26 protein-coding genes are annotated in these 19166 nt (G+C 64.0%); 3 read left to right on the forward strand and 23 right to left on the reverse strand.

The features are described from left to right. Window positions 1-56: 56 nt before the first annotated feature. The 13 genes from ATO9_RS17490 to rplO all read right to left on the reverse strand — a co-directional run bounded on the left by ATO9_RS17490 (window position 57) and on the right by rplO (window position 10857). Window positions 57-1364, reverse strand: coding sequence for a replication-associated recombination protein A (locus ATO9_RS17490; RefSeq protein WP_043752365.1), 1308 nt, complete (start codon window positions 1362-1364; stop codon window positions 57-59). 4 nt (window positions 1365-1368) lie between these two features. Beyond that, on the reverse strand, window positions 1369-2781 hold the full coding sequence (locus ATO9_RS17495) for a trypsin-like peptidase domain-containing protein (protein WP_043752599.1): 1413 nt from the start codon (window positions 2779-2781) through the stop codon (window positions 1369-1371). A 147-nt stretch (window positions 2782-2928) separates the two neighbouring features. Next, the gene (gene rplQ, locus ATO9_RS17500; RefSeq protein ID WP_043752368.1) at window positions 2929-3351 is read right to left on the reverse strand and encodes a 50S ribosomal protein L17; all 423 of its coding nucleotides are present in this window, start codon (window positions 3349-3351) and stop codon (window positions 2929-2931) included. 217 nt (window positions 3352-3568) lie between these two features. Next, a complete protein-coding gene (locus tag ATO9_RS17505; protein ID WP_043752371.1) occupies window positions 3569-4585 on the reverse strand; it encodes a DNA-directed RNA polymerase subunit alpha in 1017 nt (338 codons plus the stop codon). A 112-nt stretch (window positions 4586-4697) separates the two neighbouring features. After that, complete coding sequence (rpsK, locus tag ATO9_RS17510) at window positions 4698-5087, reverse strand: 30S ribosomal protein S11 (protein WP_043752374.1); 390 nt, start codon at window positions 5085-5087, stop codon at window positions 4698-4700. A 15-nt stretch (window positions 5088-5102) separates the two neighbouring features. Next, on the reverse strand, window positions 5103-5471 hold the full coding sequence (rpsM, locus tag ATO9_RS17515) for a 30S ribosomal protein S13 (protein ID WP_043752377.1): 369 nt from the start codon (window positions 5469-5471) through the stop codon (window positions 5103-5105). 393 nt (window positions 5472-5864) lie between these two features. Then, on the reverse strand, window positions 5865-6272 hold the full coding sequence (locus ATO9_RS17520) for a hypothetical protein (protein WP_043752380.1): 408 nt from the start codon (window positions 6270-6272) through the stop codon (window positions 5865-5867). Between the two features lie 174 nt (window positions 6273-6446). Next, window positions 6447-6824, reverse strand: a complete 378-nt coding sequence (locus ATO9_RS17525; protein WP_043752381.1) for a rhodanese-like domain-containing protein — start codon at window positions 6822-6824, stop codon at window positions 6447-6449. A 12-nt stretch (window positions 6825-6836) separates the two neighbouring features. Beyond that, window positions 6837-7733 carry an MBL fold metallo-hydrolase gene (locus ATO9_RS17530; RefSeq protein WP_043752386.1) on the reverse strand — a complete coding sequence of 299 codons (897 nt, stop codon included), beginning with the start codon at window positions 7731-7733 and terminating at the stop codon, window positions 6837-6839. Between the two features lie 109 nt (window positions 7734-7842). After that, window positions 7843-8223 (reverse strand): hypothetical protein, encoded by a 381-nt coding sequence (locus tag ATO9_RS17535; protein WP_043752389.1) that lies wholly within the window; start codon window positions 8221-8223, stop codon window positions 7843-7845. 31 nt (window positions 8224-8254) lie between these two features. Next, window positions 8255-8899 carry an adenylate kinase gene (locus ATO9_RS17540; protein ID WP_043752391.1) on the reverse strand — a complete coding sequence of 215 codons (645 nt, stop codon included), beginning with the start codon at window positions 8897-8899 and terminating at the stop codon, window positions 8255-8257. Further along, a complete protein-coding gene (secY, locus tag ATO9_RS17545) occupies window positions 8896-10266 on the reverse strand; it encodes a preprotein translocase subunit SecY (protein ID WP_043752394.1) in 1371 nt (456 codons plus the stop codon). Before secY ends, ATO9_RS17540 begins: the two co-directional genes overlap by 4 nt. Before the next feature lie 120 nt (window positions 10267-10386). After that, a complete protein-coding gene (gene rplO, locus ATO9_RS17550) occupies window positions 10387-10857 on the reverse strand; it encodes a 50S ribosomal protein L15 (protein WP_043752397.1) in 471 nt (156 codons plus the stop codon). 534 nt (window positions 10858-11391) lie between these two features. Between rplO and ATO9_RS17555 the strand changes: the two genes are divergently transcribed. Both ATO9_RS17555 and ATO9_RS17560 read left to right on the forward strand, forming a co-directional pair. Next, window positions 11392-12744: a DEAD/DEAH box helicase gene (locus tag ATO9_RS17555; protein ID WP_043752400.1), complete on the forward strand. Its 1353-nt coding sequence runs from the start codon at window positions 11392-11394 to the stop codon at window positions 12742-12744. 70 nt (window positions 12745-12814) lie between these two features. Beyond that, window positions 12815-13552 carry a vWA domain-containing protein gene (locus ATO9_RS17560; RefSeq protein ID WP_081979647.1) on the forward strand — a complete coding sequence of 246 codons (738 nt, stop codon included), beginning with the start codon at window positions 12815-12817 and terminating at the stop codon, window positions 13550-13552. Between the two features lie 3 nt (window positions 13553-13555). Here ATO9_RS17560 and ATO9_RS17565 read toward each other — a convergent pair whose 3' ends face one another. Beyond that, complete coding sequence (locus ATO9_RS17565) at window positions 13556-14293, reverse strand: gamma-glutamylcyclotransferase (protein ID WP_052418438.1); 738 nt, start codon at window positions 14291-14293, stop codon at window positions 13556-13558. A 203-nt stretch (window positions 14294-14496) separates the two neighbouring features. Here ATO9_RS17565 and ATO9_RS17570 point away from each other — a divergent pair, with 203 nt between their 5' ends. Then, window positions 14497-15177: an intradiol ring-cleavage dioxygenase gene (locus ATO9_RS17570; RefSeq protein ID WP_043752404.1), complete on the forward strand. Its 681-nt coding sequence runs from the start codon at window positions 14497-14499 to the stop codon at window positions 15175-15177. 99 nt (window positions 15178-15276) lie between these two features. Here ATO9_RS17570 and rpmD read toward each other — a convergent pair whose 3' ends face one another. From rpmD to rplN, 9 genes are all read right to left on the reverse strand, one after another. Beyond that, the gene (gene rpmD / locus ATO9_RS17575; RefSeq protein ID WP_043752407.1) at window positions 15277-15462 is read right to left on the reverse strand and encodes a 50S ribosomal protein L30; all 186 of its coding nucleotides are present in this window, start codon (window positions 15460-15462) and stop codon (window positions 15277-15279) included. A 3-nt stretch (window positions 15463-15465) separates the two neighbouring features. Beyond that, complete coding sequence (gene rpsE / locus ATO9_RS17580; protein WP_043752411.1) at window positions 15466-16038, reverse strand: 30S ribosomal protein S5; 573 nt, start codon at window positions 16036-16038, stop codon at window positions 15466-15468. A 182-nt stretch (window positions 16039-16220) separates the two neighbouring features. Continuing rightward, the gene (gene rplR / locus ATO9_RS17585; protein ID WP_043752413.1) at window positions 16221-16580 is read right to left on the reverse strand and encodes a 50S ribosomal protein L18; all 360 of its coding nucleotides are present in this window, start codon (window positions 16578-16580) and stop codon (window positions 16221-16223) included. Window positions 16581-16591: 11 nt separating this feature from the next. Further along, the gene (gene rplF / locus ATO9_RS17590; RefSeq protein WP_043752416.1) at window positions 16592-17125 is read right to left on the reverse strand and encodes a 50S ribosomal protein L6; all 534 of its coding nucleotides are present in this window, start codon (window positions 17123-17125) and stop codon (window positions 16592-16594) included. Between the two features lie 11 nt (window positions 17126-17136). Continuing rightward, window positions 17137-17529: a 30S ribosomal protein S8 gene (gene rpsH, locus ATO9_RS17595; protein WP_043752420.1), complete on the reverse strand. Its 393-nt coding sequence runs from the start codon at window positions 17527-17529 to the stop codon at window positions 17137-17139. 13 nt (window positions 17530-17542) lie between these two features. Continuing rightward, on the reverse strand, window positions 17543-17848 hold the full coding sequence (gene rpsN / locus ATO9_RS17600; RefSeq protein ID WP_043752423.1) for a 30S ribosomal protein S14: 306 nt from the start codon (window positions 17846-17848) through the stop codon (window positions 17543-17545). A gap of 16 nt (window positions 17849-17864) precedes the next feature. Next, window positions 17865-18428, reverse strand: a complete 564-nt coding sequence (gene rplE / locus ATO9_RS17605) for a 50S ribosomal protein L5 (protein WP_043752426.1) — start codon at window positions 18426-18428, stop codon at window positions 17865-17867. After that, window positions 18421-18732 (reverse strand): 50S ribosomal protein L24, encoded by a 312-nt coding sequence (rplX, locus tag ATO9_RS17610; protein WP_043752428.1) that lies wholly within the window; start codon window positions 18730-18732, stop codon window positions 18421-18423. Before rplX ends, rplE begins: the two co-directional genes overlap by 8 nt. Next, window positions 18732-19100, reverse strand: a complete 369-nt coding sequence (rplN, locus tag ATO9_RS17615; protein WP_009805806.1) for a 50S ribosomal protein L14 — start codon at window positions 19098-19100, stop codon at window positions 18732-18734. The genes rplX and rplN overlap by 1 nt, the downstream gene beginning before the upstream one ends. Window positions 19101-19166 lie beyond the last annotated feature (66 nt).

The raw sequence follows: 19166 nt of genomic DNA on the forward strand, positions 1-19166 counted from the left end.
TCAATCACGGTTGGGCAAAAGCGGGGTTCGCGACGGGACGGAACCGGGTGCGGCGTTCAATCCCCGGCCCGCTTGGCGCGCAACTTTGCAAAGTATTCGACCCGCTTTTTCAAATCGCGCTCAAAGCCCCGTTCCACCGGCTGGAAAAGGTCGGGGCGCGGGACATTGTCCGGAAAGTAGTTCTGGCCGGAAAACCCGTCCTCCGCGTCGTGGTCATAGGCATAGCCAGCCCCATAGCCCTGATCCTTCATCATGCCCGTGGGCGCGTTCAGGATATGTTTGGGCGGCATGGCACTGCCGGTCTGGCGCGCCAGGGCCATCGCGCCCTTGTAGGCCACGTAGGTCGCGTTGGATTTCGGGGCGAGCGCCAGGTAGACCACCGCCTGGGCCAAGGCGAGCTCCCCCTCGGGAGAGCCGAGGCGTTCGTAGATCTGCCAGGCTTCCAGGCAGATGCCCTGCGCCTGCGGGTCGGCCAGGCCGATATCCTCGACCGCCATGCGGGTGATGCGGCGGGCCAGGAAACGGGGATCCTCTCCGCCCTGTAGCATCCGGGCCAGCCAGTAGAGCGCGGCATCCGGGTCCGACCCGCGCACGGATTTATGCAGCGCGGAGATGAGGTTGTAATGCTCCTCGCCCGATTTGTCGTACTTGGCCGCGCGGCGCATCAGGCGGGTCGACAGCTGCTCGGGGCTCAGGTCACCCTCAGTCCGCCAGGCGGCAACCTGTTCCACGAGGTTCAGGAGCGCACGACCATCGCCATCGGCCATATCCTTGAGGGTGGTGCGCGCCGCGTCGGTCAGCGGAAGCTTGCGGTCCAGTTCGGTTTCGGCACGGCTGAGCAGCAGATCGAGGTCACCATCCCCCAGCCGTTCCAGCACCAGGACCTGGGCCCGGGACAGAAGCGCCGCGTTCAGCTCGAAGGACGGGTTTTCCGTGGTGGCCCCGACAAGGAGGATCGTTCCGTCCTCCATATGGGGCAGAAACCCGTCCTGCTGCGCCTTGTTGAAGCGGTGGATCTCGTCCACGAACAAGAGCGTGCCCATGCCGGCGCGGCGGCGTTGCTTGGCGGCCTCGAACACCTTTTTCAGGTCGGCGACGCCGGTGAAGATCGCGCTGATCTGCACGAAATCAAGGTCGGTTTCATCGGCCAGCAGGCGGGCGATCGTGGTCTTGCCCACGCCGGGCGGCCCCCACAGGATCAACGAGGACAGGCTGCCAGAGGCCAGCATGACCCCCAACGGCGCATCGGGGCCCAGCACCTGTTGCTGTCCGATCACCTCGGACAGGGCGCGGGGGCGCAGGCGGTCGGCCAGGGGCCGCGGGGCGGTGCTGTCGGCGCCGGATTGGTCGAACAGATCGCTCATCCCGTCACAGCCTCAGCCGCAGGGTCATGCGGCGGCCGGTGCGGATCAGGTTGATGTCGAGCCTGCGGGTCGCGGTGGCCAGCACCTCGGCCAGGGTGGCGCTGTCGGCGATGGCGATGCCGTTGACACCCTGGATGACGTCACCACGCAGAAGGCCGACGCGCTGACCGACGGGGCCGGGATCGGTAACGAGCACGCCGGTCGTGCCGGTATCGAGCCCGCGCTGCGCTGCGACGGCGGGGTTCACGGTTTCCAGCGACAGGCCCGGGATCGGCGAATTGCGGGTCGTCGTGATCGGGTTGCGGGGCGGTTCATCGGGGGCGGCGATGAGGTCGACCTCGGCCTGCGCCTCTTCGCCGTCGCGGTAGTAGGTCACCTGGGTCTGTGCGCCCAGACCGGCCACCGACATGCGGAAAATCATTTCGGGCGGGGTGTTTACGGCCAGATCGTCCACGGCGAGGATCACGTCACCCACCTCTATCCCCGCAGCACCGAAGGGGCTTTCGGGGTGCAGTTCGGCGACGATGACACCGCCGGGCACGGGCAGGCCGAGGTTTTCGGCCATGGTCGCGTCGACCTCCTGCCCCGACATGCCGGCCCAGGGGCGTTCGAAGCGGTCATTGCCCTGACGGGCCTGCGCCACGAACTGCGCGACAAGGGCCGAGGGGATGGCGAAACCGATACCGTTGGAGCCGCCCGACCGGGTCAGGATGGACGTGTTCACACCGATCAAATCTCCATTGATATCAATGAGTGCGCCCCCGGAATTGCCCGGGTTGATCGGCGCATCGGTCTGGATGAAATAGCCACGCCCATTGCCGGTCGCGGTGCCCGAACGGGCGAGGCCCGAGACGATGCCCGACGATACGGTCTGACCGACACCGAAGGGGTTGCCGATGGCCAGCGCCAGTTCCCCGACCTCGACATTGTCGCTATCGCGCAATTGCAGATGGGGCATGTCCTGCGGGGCGTCGTCGATCTGGAGGATGGCGAGGTCGGCCTCGCTGTCCGACAGCAGGACCCGGGCCGAGAATTCGCGGCGGTCATTCAACACGACACGGATGTCATCGGCCTGCCCGACCACGTGGTAATTGGACACCACGATGCCGTCATCCGACAGGATAACGCCCGAGCCGAGCGAGTTCTGCACCTGCGGCCGCGGCTGCCCGAATTCGCGGAAAAAGTCCCGAAAAAACGGGTCGTTGACGAAAGGAGAAACGCGGCGTTCGACGATGCGGCGGGCGTAGATATTGACCACGGCCGGCGCCGCCTGGCGCACCACCGGCGCGAAACCGAGGGAGATTTCCGCCTGCGAGGACGGCACCCGCGTCTGCGCCTGGGCAGGCAGCGGAGCAAGCGGCGGAAGGGCTGAGATGAGGGCGACGATGCCCAGGAAAGGCGGCAGGATACGGGTCATGGTTTCCTCGTCACGGGCCGGGTCCGGCAGATATGCGGGGCGGTGGCGCGGATTGCAAGCTTTGGCCCCGGACCGGGACGCCAGCGCCATGCAAAAAGGCCCCCGCCGGTTGGGCGAGGGCCTTTGCAACCATCTGAAATGGTTGAATTAGTCTTCGGCGGACGCCTCTTCGGCGGCGACGCGGGCCTTGTCGGCTGCGCCTTTCGCCGCGGGGTCACGATCGACGAATTCGATGATCGCCATCGGAGCCATGTCGCCATAACGGAAACCGGCTTTCATGATGCGAACGTAGCCGCCGGAGCGCTCTGCGTAGCGGGGGCCCAGGATGTCGAACAGCTTCTGAACGGCTTCGTCCTGCTTGATGCGCGAATGGGCGATACGGCGGGAATGCAGATCACCTTTTTTGGCAAGGGTAACAAGCTTTTCCACGATGGGACGCAGTTCCTTGGCCTTGGGCAGGGTGGTCTTGATTTGCTCGTGAACGATGAGCGAGGACGCCATGTTTGCGAACAGCGCCTTGCGGTGTTCGTGGGTCCGGTTCAGGCGGCGATAGCCTCGTGCGTGACGCATGTCATTTCTCCATTTTTGCCCTCTACGGGCGGTTTTGCTTTGTCCGGCGGCCCTGCGTGGGGGACGCTCTCCTTGGGGCGGAATGCCCATTTTCGGCACGTCGGTTCCGCGTCGGTATGACGTCGGTATTGCGTCGGTGCCTTTGTGCGGTCGGGCAAGGTGGTATTAACCGCCCTGCCCTTCCGAATTCTGTCCCTCGAAACCCGAGAGGCGGGTCTTAGAACTGGTCTTCGAACTTCTTGGCCAGGTCTTCGATATTGTCCGGCGGCCAGTCCTCGACATCCATGCCGAGGTGCAGGCCCATGCCCGACAGAACCTCTTTGATCTCGTTCAGCGACTTGCGGCCGAAGTTCGGGGTGCGCAGCATCTCGGCTTCGGTCTTCTGGATCAGGTCGCCGATATAAACGATGTTGTCGTTCTTCAGGCAGTTTGCCGAACGGACCGAGAGCTCCAGCTCGTCGACCTTCTTCAGCAGCAGCGGGTTGAACTCCAGACCGTCGTCGTCGTCCTGGCGGGACGCCGATTCCGGCTCGTCGAAGTTGACGAAGATCGACAGCTGGTCCTGCAGGATGCGCGCGGCGAAGGCCACGGCGTCGTCCGGCGTGATGGAGCCATCGGTTTCGATCTTCATGGTCAGCTTGTCGTAGTCCAGCACCTGGCCCTCACGGGTGGGCTGAACGTCGTAGGAGACCTTCTTGATCGGCGAGTAGATCGCATCGATCGGGATCAGGCCGATCGGCGCGTCTTCGGGCTTGTTGCGATCGGCGGGGACGTAGCCCTTGCCGGTATTCACGGTCAGTTCCATGAACAGCGACGCACCTTCGTCGAGGTGGCAGATCACGTGATCCTTGTTCAGCACCTCGATGCCGGCGGATTCAGAGATCTCGGCGGCGGTGACGACGCCCGGGCCCTTGGCATTGATCGACAGGCGCTTGGGCCCTTCGACTTCCATGCGCAGGGACACGCCCTTGAGGTTCAGAACCACGTCGGTGACGTCCTCGCGGACCCCGGCGATGGAGGAGAATTCATGCAGAACGTTGTCGATCTGAACGCTGGTGATGGCCGCGCCCTGAAGCGACGACATCAGCACGCGGCGCAGCGCGTTGCCGAGGGTCAGACCAAAGCCGCGTTCCAGCGGTTCGGCCACAACCGTCGCCTGGCGCGACGGGTCGAAGCCCGGCTTGACGTCCAGCGCTGTCGGCTTGATCAGTTCTGCCCAGTTTTTGTGGATCATGTGCGTCCCTCCATGCTCGTTTCGGCCCCATGTCCCTAAGGACGAAACACCCGAGGATTAAATGACGAAGGGAGGCCGCGCGAACGCGGCCTCCGGAAAGTGCGACCTGGGATCAGACCCGGCGACGCTTCGGCGGGCGGCAGCCATTGTGTGCGATCGGGGTGACATCACGGATCGAGGTGATGTTGAACCCGACAGCGGCCAGCGCGCGCAGAGCCGATTCACGGCCCGAACCGGGGCCTTGAACTTCGACTTCGAGCGTCTTGACGCCGTGTTCCTGGGCTTTCTTGCCAGCATCTTCGGCGGCCATCTGGGCAGCGTAGGGGGTCGACTTGCGCGAGCCCTTGAAGCCCATCGTGCCGGCCGAGGACCATGCGATGGCATTGCCCTGAACGTCGGAGATCAGGATCTTAGTGTTGTTGAACGAAGAGTTCACATGAGCAACGCCTGCGGCGATGTTCTTGGAAACCTTCTTTTTAACGCGGCGGGTATCACGTGCCATATCTGCTGTCTCCCCTTACTTCTTCTTGCCGGCAATGGCCTTTGCGGGGCCTTTGCGGGTGCGAGCGTTGGTGTGGGTACGCTGACCGCGCACGGGGAGGTTGCGACGATGACGCAGGCCGCGGTAGCAGCCGAGGTCCATCAGGCGCTTGATGTTCATCTGCACTTCACGGCGCAGGTCGCCTTCGACGGTGAAGTTCGCGTCGATATGCTCGCGGATGGCCAGCACTTCGGCGTCGGACAGTTCGTTGACGCGGCGGGTCTGGTCGATGCCGGTGGCGTCGCAGATGGATTTGGCAGAGGACGGGCCAATGCCGGTGATGTAGGTGAGGGCGATCGGAACCCGCTTTGCGGTCGGGATGTTAACGCCGGCGATACGTGCCAATGTTGGTCTTCCTTTTGTTGCGAGCCCGTAGCACCAGGCCCTTTTTTCACAACACGAGGCCCGAGGCATTGCCTGCGGGCCAAGGGTCATTCGACGGAACGCGGGGTGCAAAGAACGGTGAATCCGAGAATCGGCAACACCCGCGAGATAGCGCGTGGTATTTGCCATGGGCCCTGAGGTCAATACCCCATGCCGGGATTTTCCGTGCAGGGGGCAAATCCGTGCGGGTCTGCCCTGTCTTGCGTGGAGGATAGGGTGCCCGTTTCGACGGTCAATGTCCAGTCCGGGGCCGGGTCTGCGCATGGTTGGCTGTGGTCAGGGTTAGCGGTTTGTGTAAATCCGCTGCAGGCGGGGCGTCTGCGGCGGGATCTGGGGCCCTGCCCCGGTCCTCTGTCACATGCAGATGTGGAACACCGTGGGCACGTCGCTGTCGCTTTGCCAGACATGGACCTGGCCTTCGTCGGGGCGCGGGTCGACGACGAAGACCTTGGGGGTCAGGTAGGGGCCGGGTTCCTCGCAATAGCCGGGGAAGATCTGGCGCGTCGTCATCGGGGGATCGACCTGGATTTCGCCGTCGAAGACGCAATTGTACTCGATCGCCTCCATCCCATCGAGCAGCAGCACCATCGTGTCGGACTGGATCGCGTCGAAGAGCTTGTTCTCGGGGGCGGCGGCGGCAATCGTATCGCAGACCTTCACATCGGTGACACCGATGATCGTGGGCCCTTCCGGTTCGGTCTGGGTTTGCGCCTGGGCCGCGGCGGCAGCCAGGCAAACGGTGCCAGCAAGGAAGAGGCGCATGGTACTGTAGTCCTGAAAACAACGTCGTACCCGCAGGATAGCGGGTTTATGCCGCATCGCATCATGAAAATTTGCGAAAATTGTGTCAGGAACGGTGATCTGTTTGGCTGAAGTGTTGCCTGACGCCTATCCCGGCCCCGTGACGAGGGACCGGGATAGGGGATCGGTGTCGTATCAGGGCGTGACCTCTTTCGGGGCGCCGGTGGCCATGTCGGTGCCGGTATAGGGCAGCTTGGCGGCTTTCCAGCCGGCGAAGCCGTCCTTCATGTGGGCGACGGGGCCGAAGCCCTCGGCCAGCGCCTTTTCGGCCATCTTGCCGGACCGCATGGAGGAGCCGCAGTAGAAGACCACGCGCTTGCCCTCCTGGCTGGGCAGACGGTCAGTGCGGAAGAAGGCCATGGGCAGGAGCATCGCGCCGGCGACATGTTCGAACATGTATTCCTGCGGGGTGCGGACGTCGATCAGGGCGATCTCGCCCGCGTCGAGCGCCTTTGCAACCTTTTCGGGTGTCCAGACCTCGATCTGACCGTTTTCCGTGTTTTGCGTTTCCATTTTGCGATCTCCTCAGAAGCGGTTTGCAGGGATTTTGAAATAGCTGTTGCCGTCGGATTCCGCCTGCGGCAGGCGGCCGCCGCGCAGATTGACCTGAAGCGCATAGAGCATCCGGTCGGGCAGGTTCAGCGTCGCGTCACGCTCATCACGCAGCTTGCGATACTCGGCCTCCGGGACGCCACCGCCCAGGTGCTTGTTGTTGGCGCGGTGATCGGCCACCGTCGCCTCCCAGGCGGGGTCCTTGCGGTCGCCGACCGGCGGGTAATCGTGGCCGACGAACAGGCGCGTGTCGTCCGGCAGGGACAGGATGTCCATCAGCGAGGCATAGAGGTCGGCCGAAGAGCCGCCGGGGAAATCCGCGCGGGAGGTGCCGCTGTCGACGTGCATGAACGTGTCGTGCACGAAGGCCGCATCGCCGATCACGTAGGTGATGGAGCCCAGCGTATGGCCCGGATGCAGGCGCACATCGACGGTCAGGTCGCCCAGTTCGAAACTGTCACCATGATCGAAGAGCCGGTCGAAATCGCGGTCGGCATCGAAGACGCCTGGAAGGTTGTAGAGGTCGCTCCACAAATTCGCGATGTCGCGCACCTTGGACCCGATCGCCGTGGGCGCGCCGGTCTGCTCCTTCAGCCAGGCGGAGGCCATCATGTGGTCGGCATGCGGGTGGGTGTCGAGGATCCAGGCGACGGTCAGCCCTTCATCCCGCACGTAATCCAGCACTTCTTGGGCGCTGTCGGTGCGGGTACGGGCATGGGCCGGGTCGAAATCGAGCACGATGTCGATCAGCGCGGCCTGCTTGGTCGCCTCGTCGACGGCCACATACATGATGGAGCCGCTATCCTTGTCATAGAAGCCGGTCACGCGGGGCGAGCCCGGCCCGGTGGAGGGGCTGGTCCGTGTAAACATGTCATTCTCCTTCGTTCGTTGACGGAGAACATATGCTGTATTCGGAATATATCAATGGGTGGGGTAAAATTTCTCCCCTGCCCAGCTTCGATGGCCCTGCGCCGGTGGGCTAGACGCCTGGGCAGCTGTGATAAATCACCGGCGCGCGGTCGGCCCGGCGTGGCGCGTCAGTGAAGGTGACGGAGAAGGTGCCGTCCTTGCGGCCCGCGATCAGCACTTCGCCGTCCCAGAACCGAGTGGGGTCGGTGTGGTGAAAGCAGCTGGCCTTGCGCGTCACCCCGAGGCCGGGGCCGAGGATCGACAGGTCGAGCGGTCGGTCGAGGCCCTCCCAGTGACAGCCGAAGACGTGGTTGCCGGCGAAATGGGGCTGGAGGTAGCGGGTATCCTCAAGCTCGATCATCTCGAAGGGCTGGCCGCACATGGCCGGGTCCTCCAGAAGCTCGAAAGCCTGCGCCGCGGGGGCGGCACAGGCTATCAGGGTTCCGATCATACTTGCACTAATCAGGCGCATCCCGGCCGGATCAGTTGTCCATGATCGCTTTGATCGACGCTTCGACGACGGCCATTTCGGCAAGGCCGTCAACGCGCTTGAGCTTTTTCTTCGCGTGATAGTAGCCAAGCAGCGGCGAGGTCTGCTTGTAATATTCCATCAGGCGGGTCTTGAGGCTGTCTTCGTTGTCGTCGGCGCGGCGCTTGAATTCGGTGCCACCGCAAACGGTGCATTTGCCATCCGCCGGGATCGGCTTGGTCTCGTCGTGGTAGACCTCACCGCAATTGCCGCAGGTGGAGCGGCCGACGATCCGGGCGACCAGTGCCTCGTCCCGCACGCGCAGTTCGATCACCGCGTCCAGCGTTTCGCCGCAATCGGCCAGCAGATCCTCGAGCGCGTCGGCCTGGGCCAGCGTCCGGGGGAAGCCGTCGAAGATGAAACCACCCTTCTTGTCGCCTTCGAGCTTTTCGCGGATCAGGCCGATCACGATCTCGTCGGTAACGAGCTTGCCGCTGTCCATGACATCGGCCACGACCTTGCCCATTTCCGTGCCGGAGGTGCGCGCCTCGCGCAGCATGTCACCGGTCGAAAGCTGGATCATGTCGCGATCTTCGACAAGCTTGCGCGCCTGGGTGCCTTTGCCGGCGCCCGGCGGTCCAAGAAGAATGATGTTCATCGGCGTGCTGCCCCCCTCCGTTTGCTGCGGCCCTTGCCTTTGCCACGCAGCTGAGATTTTTCGATCAGGCCTTCATACTGGTGCGCCAGGAGGTGCGATTGCGCCTGCTGGATCGTGTCCATCGTCACCGAAACGACGATGAGGACGGAAGTGCCACCAAAGTAGAAGGGAATGGCCAGCTGGCTGCGCAGGATTTCCGGCAGCAGACAGACCGCGGCGAGATAGGCAGAGCCCAGCACCAGGATGCGGTTGGCCACGTATTCGAGATATTCCGCCGTCTTCTTGCCCGGACGGATGCCGGGAACGAAGCCGTTCTGGTTCTTCAGGTTGTCCGCCACCTCGTCCGGTTTGAAGGACACGTTGAAGGTGTAGAAATATGCGAAGAACACGATCATCGCCGTGAAGAACAGCAGGTAGAGCGGCTGACCCGGTCCGAAATAGGCAAGGATCGTCGACATGATCGGCGAGGTCTGGTTGCCCGAGAAGGTCGAGATCGTGACCGGCAGCAGCAGCAGCGACGAGGCGAAGATCGCCGGGATGACGCCCGCCGGGTTCACCTTGATCGGCAGGTGGCTGGAGCCGCCGTCATAGACCTTCATGCCGACCTGGCGGCGCGGATACTGGATATGGATCTTGCGCAGGGCGCGTTCCATGAACACCACGAAGGCAATGGTCGCGATCACCATGAGGATCACGCCGACGATCACCGCGGGGCTGATCGCACCGGAGCGGCCGGAGGCGAAGAACTGTGCCAGGGCGGCGGGCAGTTCGGCGATGATGCCGACGAAGATGATCAGCGAAATCCCGTTGCCGAGGCCGCGGGCCGTGATCTGTTCGCCCAGCCACATCAGGAACATGGTGCCGCCGATCAGGGTGATCATGCAGGTTGCGATGAAGAACCAGTAGGGCAGGTCCGCCTGAACCAGGTCGCCGTTCTGCAGCGACACGGCCAGGCCGTAGGACTGAAGCGTGGCCAGGAACACGGTGCCGTAGCGCGTGTACTGGTTCATCTTCTTGCGGCCCTGTTCGCCCTCTTTCTTCATCTGTTCCAGCGCCGGCACCATGGAGCCCAGCAGCTGAACGATGATCGAGGCCGAGATGTAGGGCATGATGCCCAGGGCGAAGATGCCCATGCGACCAAGCGCGCCGCCGGTGAACATCGACAGGATGCCGCCGATCCCCTGACCCGCACCTTCCATGAATTCCCGAAGCGCCGCACCGTCGATGCCCGGCACCGGGATCCAGGTGCCCAGGCGATACACGATCAGGAGCATGATGGTGAAAAGGATGCGGTTGCGCAGGTCGGTCGCCTTGCCGAGCGCGGCCCAGCTGGTGTTGGCCGCCATCTGTTCTGCTGCGGATACCATATGGCTCTCTCTTTCAAGCAAACGCCGCCGGGCCGTTTCCCGGCTCGGCGGCGCTATTGGAAAACTCAGAGGTATGTAAGCGGCGGCGTCGCCGCTCACAACCACTTAATCTGCGGCTGATTACTCAGCAGCCTGTGCAGACGTGACCTTGAGCGAGCCGCCGGCCTTCTCGACCGCCTCGATGGCGGACTTGGAGGCACCGGTGACTTCGATGGTCACGGCCGTGCCGATGTCGCCCTTCGCGAGGACGCGGACACCGTCCAGCTTGCGGCGGATCGCGCCGGATGCCAGCAGGGTGTCTTCGGTCACGTTGGATGCGTCGAGCTTGCCGGCTTCGATGAACTTGGCGATGATGCCCAGGTTGATCACGGCGAATTGCTTGCGGTTCGGCTTGTTGAAGCCACGCTTGGGCAGACGCTGGTAGAGCGGCATCTGGCCGCCCTCGTAACCGTTGATGGACACACCCGAACGGGATTTCTGGCCCTTGATACCACGGCCACCCATCTTGCCCTTGCCGGAGCCGGGGCCGCGGCCAACGCGCATCCGTTTCTTGGCGGCGCCGGGATTGTCGCGCAGTTCGTGCAGTTTCATATCGCTTCTCCTTGGCCGGAACACCCCCGTGAAGCGAGGTGGGGGGACACGGCGTTTCTTGGTTATGTAGAACGGCCCCAACGACTCGGGGTCGTGGGGCCACCCGGGGCGTATAGGCGATGATCCTCTGCGGTGCAAGCGGTGTGGTTTAGGCGGGGCCGTGGATCGGGTGACGTTGCGGGAGCGGGGTGCTTTGGCATCGGGTGGCGTCCTGTCCTTGCCCCGAAATGGCGTCCCGCCCCCCCTGTCGCCCACGGGCCACTCTCAAGGCCAGAGCCCGCAAGACCATTGACTTTAGCGCTCACAACCGCCATGTCCCCGCTTGTGCCGCACTGCCGCGTGAGCAGGCGGGCGCGCCCCATGGCAGCGCCGGGCACATTTTCCCTTGGTTCCCATTTCACGCGGGGGGTCAGACGCCCGAACGGTGGTCCCGGCAATGCGGCCGGCCTGTCGCAGGGCGCAACCCGTGCGTTCTCCGGTACAGATCCGGACGCCCGACAGATGGCCGGGGGCCTTGCCCGCCGGCGAAAGGATATGTCTTTGGACTTTGACATGCTGGGGCTGCCGCCCCGACTACTGACGAACCTGGCCGAGATGGGCCTGACCGATCCCACCCCAATCCAGGTCAAGGCCATCCCCCATGCGATGGACGGCCGCGACGTGATGGGCCTGGCCCAGACCGGCACCGGCAAGACCGCCGCCTTCGGCCTGCCGCTGCTGAGCACGATCATGCGGATGGAAGGCCGCCCAGAGGCCAAGACCTGCCGCGGCCTGATCCTGGCCCCGACGCGGGAACTGGCCAAGCAGATCCTCGACAACCTGCGCGCCTATTCCGACGGCAGCAGCGTACGCATCGGCCTCGTGGTCGGCGGCGTGTCGATCAATGCGCAGATCAACCGCCTGCAGCGTGGCACCGACCTTCTGGTCGCCACGCCGGGCCGCCTGATCGACCTGCTGGACCGCAACGCGATCCGGCTGGACCGGACCGAGTTCCTGGTGCTGGACGAGGCCGACCAGATGCTCGACCTGGGCTTCATCCACTCGCTGCGCCGTATCGCCACACTGCTGCCGAAAGCGCGTCAGACGATGCTGTTCTCGGCCACGATGCCGAAACAGATGGAAGAGATCTCGCGCGCCTACCTGACCGATCCGATCCGGATCGAGACCGCACCGCCGGGCAAACCGGCCGAGAAGATCGACCAATGCGTGCACTTCATCGCCCAGGCCGCCAAGACCGACCTGCTGATCGAACACCTGGATCAGCATCGCGACGAGGCGGCGCTGGTCTTCGGGCGCACGAAACACGGCTCTGAAAAGCTGATGAAGGCACTGGTGGCGGCGGGCTATGCCGCGGCCTCGATCCACGGCAACAAGAGCCAGGGTCAGCGCGACCGTGCCATCGCCGCCTTCAAGGCCGGCGAGATCAAGGTGCTGGTGGCGACCGACGTGGCCGCGCGGGGCATCGACATCCCCGAGGTGCGCTACGTCTACAACTACGACCTGCCCAACGTGCCGGACAATTACGTGCACCGGATCGGCCGGACCGCGCGTGCGGGCCGCGACGGCACCGCGATCGCCTATTGCGCCCCGGCAGAGTTGAGCGAGTTCCTGGACATCCAGAAGGTCATGGGCCGCAAGATCCCCGTGGCCAGCGGTACGATCTGGACCCGCGAAGAAGGTGCAGCCGCCGACAAGGCGGCCAAGCAGCGTCGCGGTGGCGGCGGTGGTGGCCCGAAAGGCGGCAATGGCGGGAAATCCCGTCGCGGCGGCGGCAAGCCCCGCGCCAATGCCGGTTCCAATTCGGGCGCGAATGCCAATGGCGGCCAGAAACAGGGCCAGAAGGCAGGCGGCGGACGCCGCCGGTCGCGCAAGTCGCGCGCGGCCTGATACGGGCCTCGCGGATGCCTGATGCATCCGCGACATTGCTTTTTCCCGCGGGGCGGTGTGACATGTAGACATGCACCGCCCCGTTTTCATGCGTGCCCTTGCGGGCCTGACGCTGGCGACCGGCCTGATGGCCCCCGCCCCGCAGGCCCATGCCGTCGCCGATTGCGCCACCGATGCGATGCTGGTGTTTGACGGGTCCGGCTCGATGAACGAGTTCGGCTATGACCCCAGCGAACGCACCCGCATTCAGGAGGCGCGCGAGGCCGTGTCCCGCGCCATGCCACAGATCGCGCCGGTGCGGCGGATCGGGCTTGTCATCTACGGCCCCGGAGAGGCGTCATGCGACGGGATCGACCTGCGGTTCGGCCCGCGTGTCGATGCGGCGGGGCCGGTGATCGACGCGGTGAACGCGCTGCGGCCCGGCGGGCTGACGCCGCTGGCCAATTCCGTGCAGGCGGCCGCCGAGGCGCTGGATTACCGCAACGAGGCCGGAATCGTCGTGCTGGTCACCGATGGCAACGAAACCTGCGGCGGACGGCCCTGTAGCCTGGGCGCGGCGCTGGCGGCCGAGGCGCGAGACCTGACGGTCCACGTGATCGGGTTCCGCACGGTGGTGGATTACTGGACCTGGGACAATCCCGAACAGGAGGTCTTTGCCGGCGACGACAGCGTGGCGCGGTGCCTCGCCGATCGCACGGGGGGCATGTATGTCTCGACGAGGACGGTCGACGAATTGTCGGCCGCATTGCAGGACACGCTGGGCTGTGCGCTGATCGGCGCGCGCGAGCAGGATCTGCGGGCGGGCTGAGCCCTAGCCGCCCTGCCCCACCGGCGCCACCGCCCGCACATCGCGCAGCAGCGCCTTGAGGTCTGGATCGTCGATGCCCATGGCGTCGAACTGCGCCAGGGTGTTTTCGAGATATTCCAGCGACGTGCCCAGAAACCCCTCGCCCTTGGCGATGTAATCGACCTGGAGTGCGCGAGGCAGGTCGATCTCGATCATGTCGGCCTCGGGGTCGGCGACGAAGGCCATGGCGGTGATCGGCCCCTGCGGCGTCGCGGCGGGGGCGAAGACCGGGTAATAGGCATGGGCGATCATCTCGCGCCGCCAGAGCCGTTCGGTTTCTTCCTCGACCTGGTCGGCGGGAATACGGAAGACGAGGCCATCGCAGCGCCCGCCCTCGGCCAGGCCCGCCATCAGGCCCGGCGCCTCGGCAGAGCCACGGGCGCCCCGGCGGTCGACCAGGCACATGGCGCGGGAATAGCCTTCGAAGACCGCATGGCGGACTTCGTCGAAGAGGATGCCCGGATCCCACATGAGAGAGCCGTAGGCGAAGACCCAGAGCGGCCCCTCGTGCCCAGCCAGGAATTTGTGGCGGGTGGCTTCCCTGTCTTCGTCGGTGCGCCGCCAGGGCATGGGCACCCCGCGTTCGATCATCCGGCGGTCCATCTCCTCGAGGTCGAGGTCGCGGAAGTAGCTGTCCTCGGGCGGGCGAATCTGGCCGGCAAGCGCGGGGTGATGGCGGAAGGCGGAGGCAGGTATGGGCATTCGGTATCCGGTTGGTGGCTGGGGCGGAGTGAACCTGCTTTGCGCGGGGAGGGAAACCCGAAAACGGCGCTGACGCGGCGACGGCCGGGGACACGCCTGCCGTTGCAGCGTTCACAAGATCGGGAACGGGGCATGGCGACGGAGCCGCGCGGACGCTGCGTACTACCTGTCCAAGCAGACGCAGATGCGCAGAAAGGACCCCCATGACCCAGGACAGCCCCAAGACCCTGACCCGCCGTGACAGCCTGATCACCCTTGCCGTGACCGCAACGGGGCTGATGATCCCGCGGGCGGCGCTGGCGCAGGACACCTCTCAGCTGCTGATGGGCAGCGATGTGTGCAGCCTGGTGCCGGAAACGACGGAAGGGCCCTATTACGTCGCCGACCGCATGATCCGCAGCGATATCCGCGAGGATCGCGACGGGCAGCCACTGCTGATGCGGATGCAGGTGGTGGACCCGCGCTGTGCCCCGATCGAGGGCGCGCGGGTGGATATCTGGCATTGCGACGCGCAGGGCACCTATTCCGCCTTTGGCGACGGCCGCGGCGAAACCTTCCTGCGGGGCACGCAGATGGCCGATGCGCGGGGCGTGGTGGAGTTCACGACGATCTATCCCGGCTGGTATCCGGGGCGGACGGTGCATATCCATTTCAAGGTCTACCTGGATGCGCAGACCCTGCTGACCGGGCAGATATTCTTCGACGACGGCAATTCCGAGGCGATCTATGCCTCTGACCCCGCCTATGCGCGCAGCGACCGGCGGCGCGTGGTGAACCGCAATGACGGGATCGCCCGGCGGGCCGGAGAGGCATCTGTCGCAAGATTGTCGCGCGGGCAGAACGCCTACCTGGCGCAGCTGATCGTGGGGGTGCGGGACGGCTGACTGGTTCCCTCAGACCGTGATGCAAAGAAAAACGCCCCGATCCTGAGGATAGGGGCGTTTCCGATTTCTGATATCCGGCGGACCGGATGATCGCCTTGATTAAGCTTTTTCTTCGACGATCTCGACCAGGTGCGGGATCTTGCGGATCATGCCGCGGACCGAGGGGGTGTCCTCAAGCTCGCTGGTCTTGTGCATCTTGTTCAGGCCCAGGCCGATCAGCGTCTGGCGCTGGATGGCGGGGCGGCGGATCGGCGAACCGATCTGTTTCACGACGATGGTAGCCATGGATTATGCCTCCTCGGCGATCTGCGACGATTCTGCCGGCGCTTCGTCACGCTTGGGCAGGATGTCGGCCACTTTCTTGCCGCGACGCTGAGCCACCATGCGGGGGCTGGACTCTTTGGTGAGGCCGTTCAGCGTGGCGCGGATCATGTTGTAGGGGTTCTGGGAGCCGATCGACTTGGCGACGACGTCCTGGATACCCAGCATTTCGAACACGGCACGCATCGGACCACCGGCGATGATACCGGTACCGGTCGGGGCGGTGCGCATGACGACGCGGCCAGCGCCGTGGCGGCCTTCCATGTCGTGGTGCAGGGTGCGGCCTTCGCGCAGCGGGACGCGGATCATCTGGCGCTTGGCTTGTTCGGTTGCCTTGCGGATGGCCTCGGGGACCTCCTTGGCCTTACCTTTGCCAAAGCCGACGCGGCCTTTCTGGTCGCCAACGACGACGAGGGCTGCGAAGCCGAAGCGCTTACCACCCTTGACGGTCTTGGACACACGGTTGATCGCAACCAGGCGATCTGCAAATTCCGGAGCTTCGTCGCGATCGCGACCCCGGCGGTTATCATCACGAGCCATGGGCTCTCCTTTCATCGTGGGTCCAGAGACTGGAGCCCGGTTTGTCCAATCCAGGTGAGGTCCTTGCGGAACGCTCCCGGATCATCGGGGCGACGTGGCGCCCTCTGGTGTGGAAGCAGGCGATACCGGAGTATCGCCTGCCCGTTCCGTGGCTGGATGCGCGCGGGGGCGCATCCGACCGATCAGAGTTTCAGACCATTCTCACGGGCCGCATCGGCCAGTGCCTTGATCTTGCCGTGGTACAAGAAACCACCGCGGTCGAAGTAAGCTTCTTCCACGCCGGCTTTCTTGGCACGTTCGGCAATCGCCGCGCCGACCTTGGTGGCCGCCTCGACGTTGTTCTTGCCGAAGATACCCAGGTCCTTCTCGAGCGAGGATGCGGACGCCAGGGTGACGCCGTTCACATCGTCGATCAGCTGGACGCTGATGTTCTTGTTCGAACGGTGAACCGAAAGACGAACGCGGCCTGCGTTCACCTTGCGGAGTTTGTTCCGGACGCGCAGGCGGCGCTTCAGGAACAGGGAGCGTTTGCTTGTAGCCATCTGTCGCGTCCTTACTTCTTCTTGCCTTCCTTACGGAAGATGTACTCGTCCTTGTACTTGATGCCCTTGCCCTTGTAGGGCTCCGGCGCGCGCCATTCGCGGATATTCGCCGCGACCTGGCCCACAAGCTGAGGGTCGGAACCCTCGACGATCACTTCCGTCGGCTTCGGGGTCGTGATGGTGACACCCGCCGGAATGGCGAAGTCGACATCATGGGAGTAGCCGAGGTTCAGCTTCAGCACGTTGCCCTGAACAGCGGCACGGTAACCGACGCCGTTGATCTCGAGCTCTTTCTTGAAGCCGTCGGAGACACCCTGGACCATGTTTGCGACCATGGTGCGGGACATGCCCCACTGCTGACGGGCGCGCTTGGACTTGCCGCGCGGCGTCACGGTGATGGCGTTGTCTTCCTGCACGATGGTGACATCGTCCGTGGCGGTGAAGCTGTGGGTGCCTTTCGGCCCCTTCACTTCGACGGTCTGGCCCGAAATCGTCGCGGAGACGCCAGAGGGCAGCTCGACCGGACGTTTACCAATACGAGACATTGCAGACCTCCTTAGAATACGGTGCAGAGCACTTCGCCGCCAACATTCTGGCTGCGTGCTGCTGCATCCGACATCACGCCCTTGGACGTGGAGACAATCGACACACCCAGGCCCTGACGGACCTGCGGGACGTCCTTGACACCCATGTAAACGCGACGGCCCGGCGTGGAAACACGCTTGAGTTCGCGGATGACGGGGGTGCCTTCGTAGTACTTCAGGCTGATTTCGAGGGTCGGGTGACCTTCTGCATTCGTGCCTTTTTCATAGCCGCGGATGTAGCCTTCGTCTGCCAGCACATCCAGGACCCATGCGCGCAGCTTGGATGCCGGCGTGGAGACGGTGGATTTGCCGCGCAGCTGGGCGTTGCGGATACGGGTGAGCATATCGCCGATAGGATCGTTCATATCACAGCCCTCCTTACCAGCTCGATTTCACGAGACCGGGGATCTGGCCGTTGGAGCCCAGTTCCCGCAGCATGATCCGGGAGACCTTGAGCTTACGGTAGTAAGCATGGGGACGGCCGGTCAGCTGGCAACGGTTGTGAAGACGGGTCGGGGACGAGTTGCGGGGCAGCTCGGCCAGCTTCAGGGTGGCGCGGAAACGCTCTTCCATCGGCTTGGACTCGTCGTTGATGATTTCTTTCAGTTCGGCGCGCTTGGCAGCGTATTTCTTCACCAGACGCTCGCGCTTTTTCTCGCGCTCAACCATGGATTTTTTAGCCATAACTCTCTCTCCCGCGTCAGCTGTTGAAGGGCATGTTGAAGTGCTTCAACAGCGCCTTTGCTTCCGCGTCGGTTTTCGCGGTGGTGGCGATCACGATGTCCAGACCCCAGACCTCATCGACCTTGTCGAAGTTGATTTCGGGGAAGACGATATGTTCCTTCATGCCCATGGCGTAGTTGCCACGGCCATCGAAGGATTTGCCCGAGACGCCACGGAAGTCGCGGATACGGGGCATGGCGATGGTGATCAGGCGATCCAGGAATTCGTACATCCGGTCAGCGCGCAGGGTCACCTTGGCGCCCAGCGGCATGTCTTCGCGGACGCGGAAACCTGCGATGGATTTCTTCGCCGTGGTGATCAGGGCCTTCTGGCCGGCGATCAGCGTCAGGTCTTCCTGAGCCGACTTGGCCTTCTTGCTGTCCTTCACCGCTTCGGCGCCGCAGCCAATGTTCAGGACGATCTTGTCCAGGCGCGGGATCATCATGTCGTTCGTGTAGCCGAATTCCTCTTTCATGGCAGCACGGATGCTGTCGTTGTAAGCGGCCTTCAGACGCGGGGTGTAGTTCGCGGTATCAAGCATCGATCACGTCCCCCGTGGTCTTGGCGAAACGAACCTTCTTGTCGCCGTCCATCTTGAAACCGACGCGGGTCGGTTTGCCGTTGGCGTCGACGAATGCCAGGTTCGAGATGTCGATCGGCAGAGCCTTGGGCAGACGCCCGCCCTGCTGGGTCTGGGTCTGACGGGTGTGACGAACGGCCATGTTGATGCCTTCGACCACGGCCTTGCCATCCTGCGGCATGACCTTGGTGATTTCGCCGGTCTTGCCCTTGTCCTTACCGGACAGGACGATGACCTTGTCACCCTTGCGGAGTTTCGCAGCCATTACAGCACCTCCGGAGCAAGCGAGATGATCTTCATGAAGTTCTTGGCACGCAGTTCGCGCACGACCGGCCCGAAGATACGGGTGCCGACCGGTTCACCTGCGTTGTTCAGGATGACGGCGGCGTTGCGGTCGAAGCGGATGGAGGTGCCGTCTTCACGACGAACTTCCTTGGCGGTGCGAACGACGACGGCCTTGCGGACGTCACCCTTTTTCACACGGCCGCGCGGAATGGCTTCTTTCACCGAGACAACGATGATGTCGCCAACCGACGCATAACGACGGTGGGAACCGCCGAGGACCTTGATGCACTGAACCCGGCGAGCACCGGAGTTGTCAGCGACATCCAGATTGGTCTGCATCTGGATCATTTGGTTTCTCCCGACCTTTGGGGAGGGCTGCAGCGCCCTTGTCCCCCAGGGTTTCGATTAAGCTGG

Origin of the sequence: Pseudooceanicola atlanticus (genome assembly GCF_000768315.1) — a bacterium.
Classification (GTDB): domain Bacteria; phylum Pseudomonadota; class Alphaproteobacteria; order Rhodobacterales; family Rhodobacteraceae; genus Pseudooceanicola; species Pseudooceanicola atlanticus.

Bases quoted from the DNA above. Each gene is read 5' to 3' on its own strand.
- ATO9_RS17490 (WP_043752365.1), bottom strand. From the start codon at position 1,364: ATGAGCGATCTGTTCGACCAATCCGGCGCCGACAGCACCGCCCCGCGG.
- ATO9_RS17495 (WP_043752599.1), bottom strand. From the start codon at position 2,781: ATGACCCGTATCCTGCCGCCTTTCCTGGGCATCGTCGCCCTCATCTCA.
- rplQ (WP_043752368.1), bottom strand. From the start codon at position 3,351: ATGCGTCACGCACGAGGCTATCGCCGCCTGAACCGGACCCACGAACAC.
- ATO9_RS17505 (WP_043752371.1), bottom strand. From the start codon at position 4,585: ATGATCCACAAAAACTGGGCAGAACTGATCAAGCCGACAGCGCTGGAC.
- rpsK (WP_043752374.1), bottom strand. From the start codon at position 5,087: ATGGCACGTGATACCCGCCGCGTTAAAAAGAAGGTTTCCAAGAACATC.
- ATO9_RS17520 (WP_043752380.1), bottom strand. From the start codon at position 6,272: ATGCGCCTCTTCCTTGCTGGCACCGTTTGCCTGGCTGCCGCCGCGGCC.
- ATO9_RS17525 (WP_043752381.1), bottom strand. From the start codon at position 6,824: ATGGAAACGCAAAACACGGAAAACGGTCAGATCGAGGTCTGGACACCC.
- ATO9_RS17530 (WP_043752386.1), bottom strand. From the start codon at position 7,733: ATGTTTACACGGACCAGCCCCTCCACCGGGCCGGGCTCGCCCCGCGTG.
- ATO9_RS17535 (WP_043752389.1), bottom strand. From the start codon at position 8,223: ATGATCGGAACCCTGATAGCCTGTGCCGCCCCCGCGGCGCAGGCTTTC.
- ATO9_RS17540 (WP_043752391.1), bottom strand. From the start codon at position 8,899: ATGAACATCATTCTTCTTGGACCGCCGGGCGCCGGCAAAGGCACCCAG.
- secY (WP_043752394.1), bottom strand. From the start codon at position 10,266: ATGGTATCCGCAGCAGAACAGATGGCGGCCAACACCAGCTGGGCCGCG.
- rplO (WP_043752397.1), bottom strand. From the start codon at position 10,857: ATGAAACTGCACGAACTGCGCGACAATCCCGGCGCCGCCAAGAAACGG.
- ATO9_RS17555 (WP_043752400.1), top strand. From the start codon at position 11,392: ATGTCTTTGGACTTTGACATGCTGGGGCTGCCGCCCCGACTACTGACG.
- ATO9_RS17560 (WP_081979647.1), top strand. From the start codon at position 12,815: ATGCACCGCCCCGTTTTCATGCGTGCCCTTGCGGGCCTGACGCTGGCG.
- ATO9_RS17565 (WP_052418438.1), bottom strand. From the start codon at position 14,293: ATGCCCATACCTGCCTCCGCCTTCCGCCATCACCCCGCGCTTGCCGGC.
- ATO9_RS17570 (WP_043752404.1), top strand. From the start codon at position 14,497: ATGACCCAGGACAGCCCCAAGACCCTGACCCGCCGTGACAGCCTGATC.
- rpmD (WP_043752407.1), bottom strand. From the start codon at position 15,462: ATGGCTACCATCGTCGTGAAACAGATCGGTTCGCCGATCCGCCGCCCC.
- rpsE (WP_043752411.1), bottom strand. From the start codon at position 16,038: ATGGCTCGTGATGATAACCGCCGGGGTCGCGATCGCGACGAAGCTCCG.
- rplR (WP_043752413.1), bottom strand. From the start codon at position 16,580: ATGGCTACAAGCAAACGCTCCCTGTTCCTGAAGCGCCGCCTGCGCGTC.
- rplF (WP_043752416.1), bottom strand. From the start codon at position 17,125: ATGTCTCGTATTGGTAAACGTCCGGTCGAGCTGCCCTCTGGCGTCTCC.
- rpsH (WP_043752420.1), bottom strand. From the start codon at position 17,529: ATGAACGATCCTATCGGCGATATGCTCACCCGTATCCGCAACGCCCAG.
- rpsN (WP_043752423.1), bottom strand. From the start codon at position 17,848: ATGGCTAAAAAATCCATGGTTGAGCGCGAGAAAAAGCGCGAGCGTCTG.
- rplE (WP_043752426.1), bottom strand. From the start codon at position 18,428: ATGCTTGATACCGCGAACTACACCCCGCGTCTGAAGGCCGCTTACAAC.
- rplX (WP_043752428.1), bottom strand. From the start codon at position 18,732: ATGGCTGCGAAACTCCGCAAGGGTGACAAGGTCATCGTCCTGTCCGGT.
- rplN (WP_009805806.1), bottom strand. From the start codon at position 19,100: ATGATCCAGATGCAGACCAATCTGGATGTCGCTGACAACTCCGGTGCT.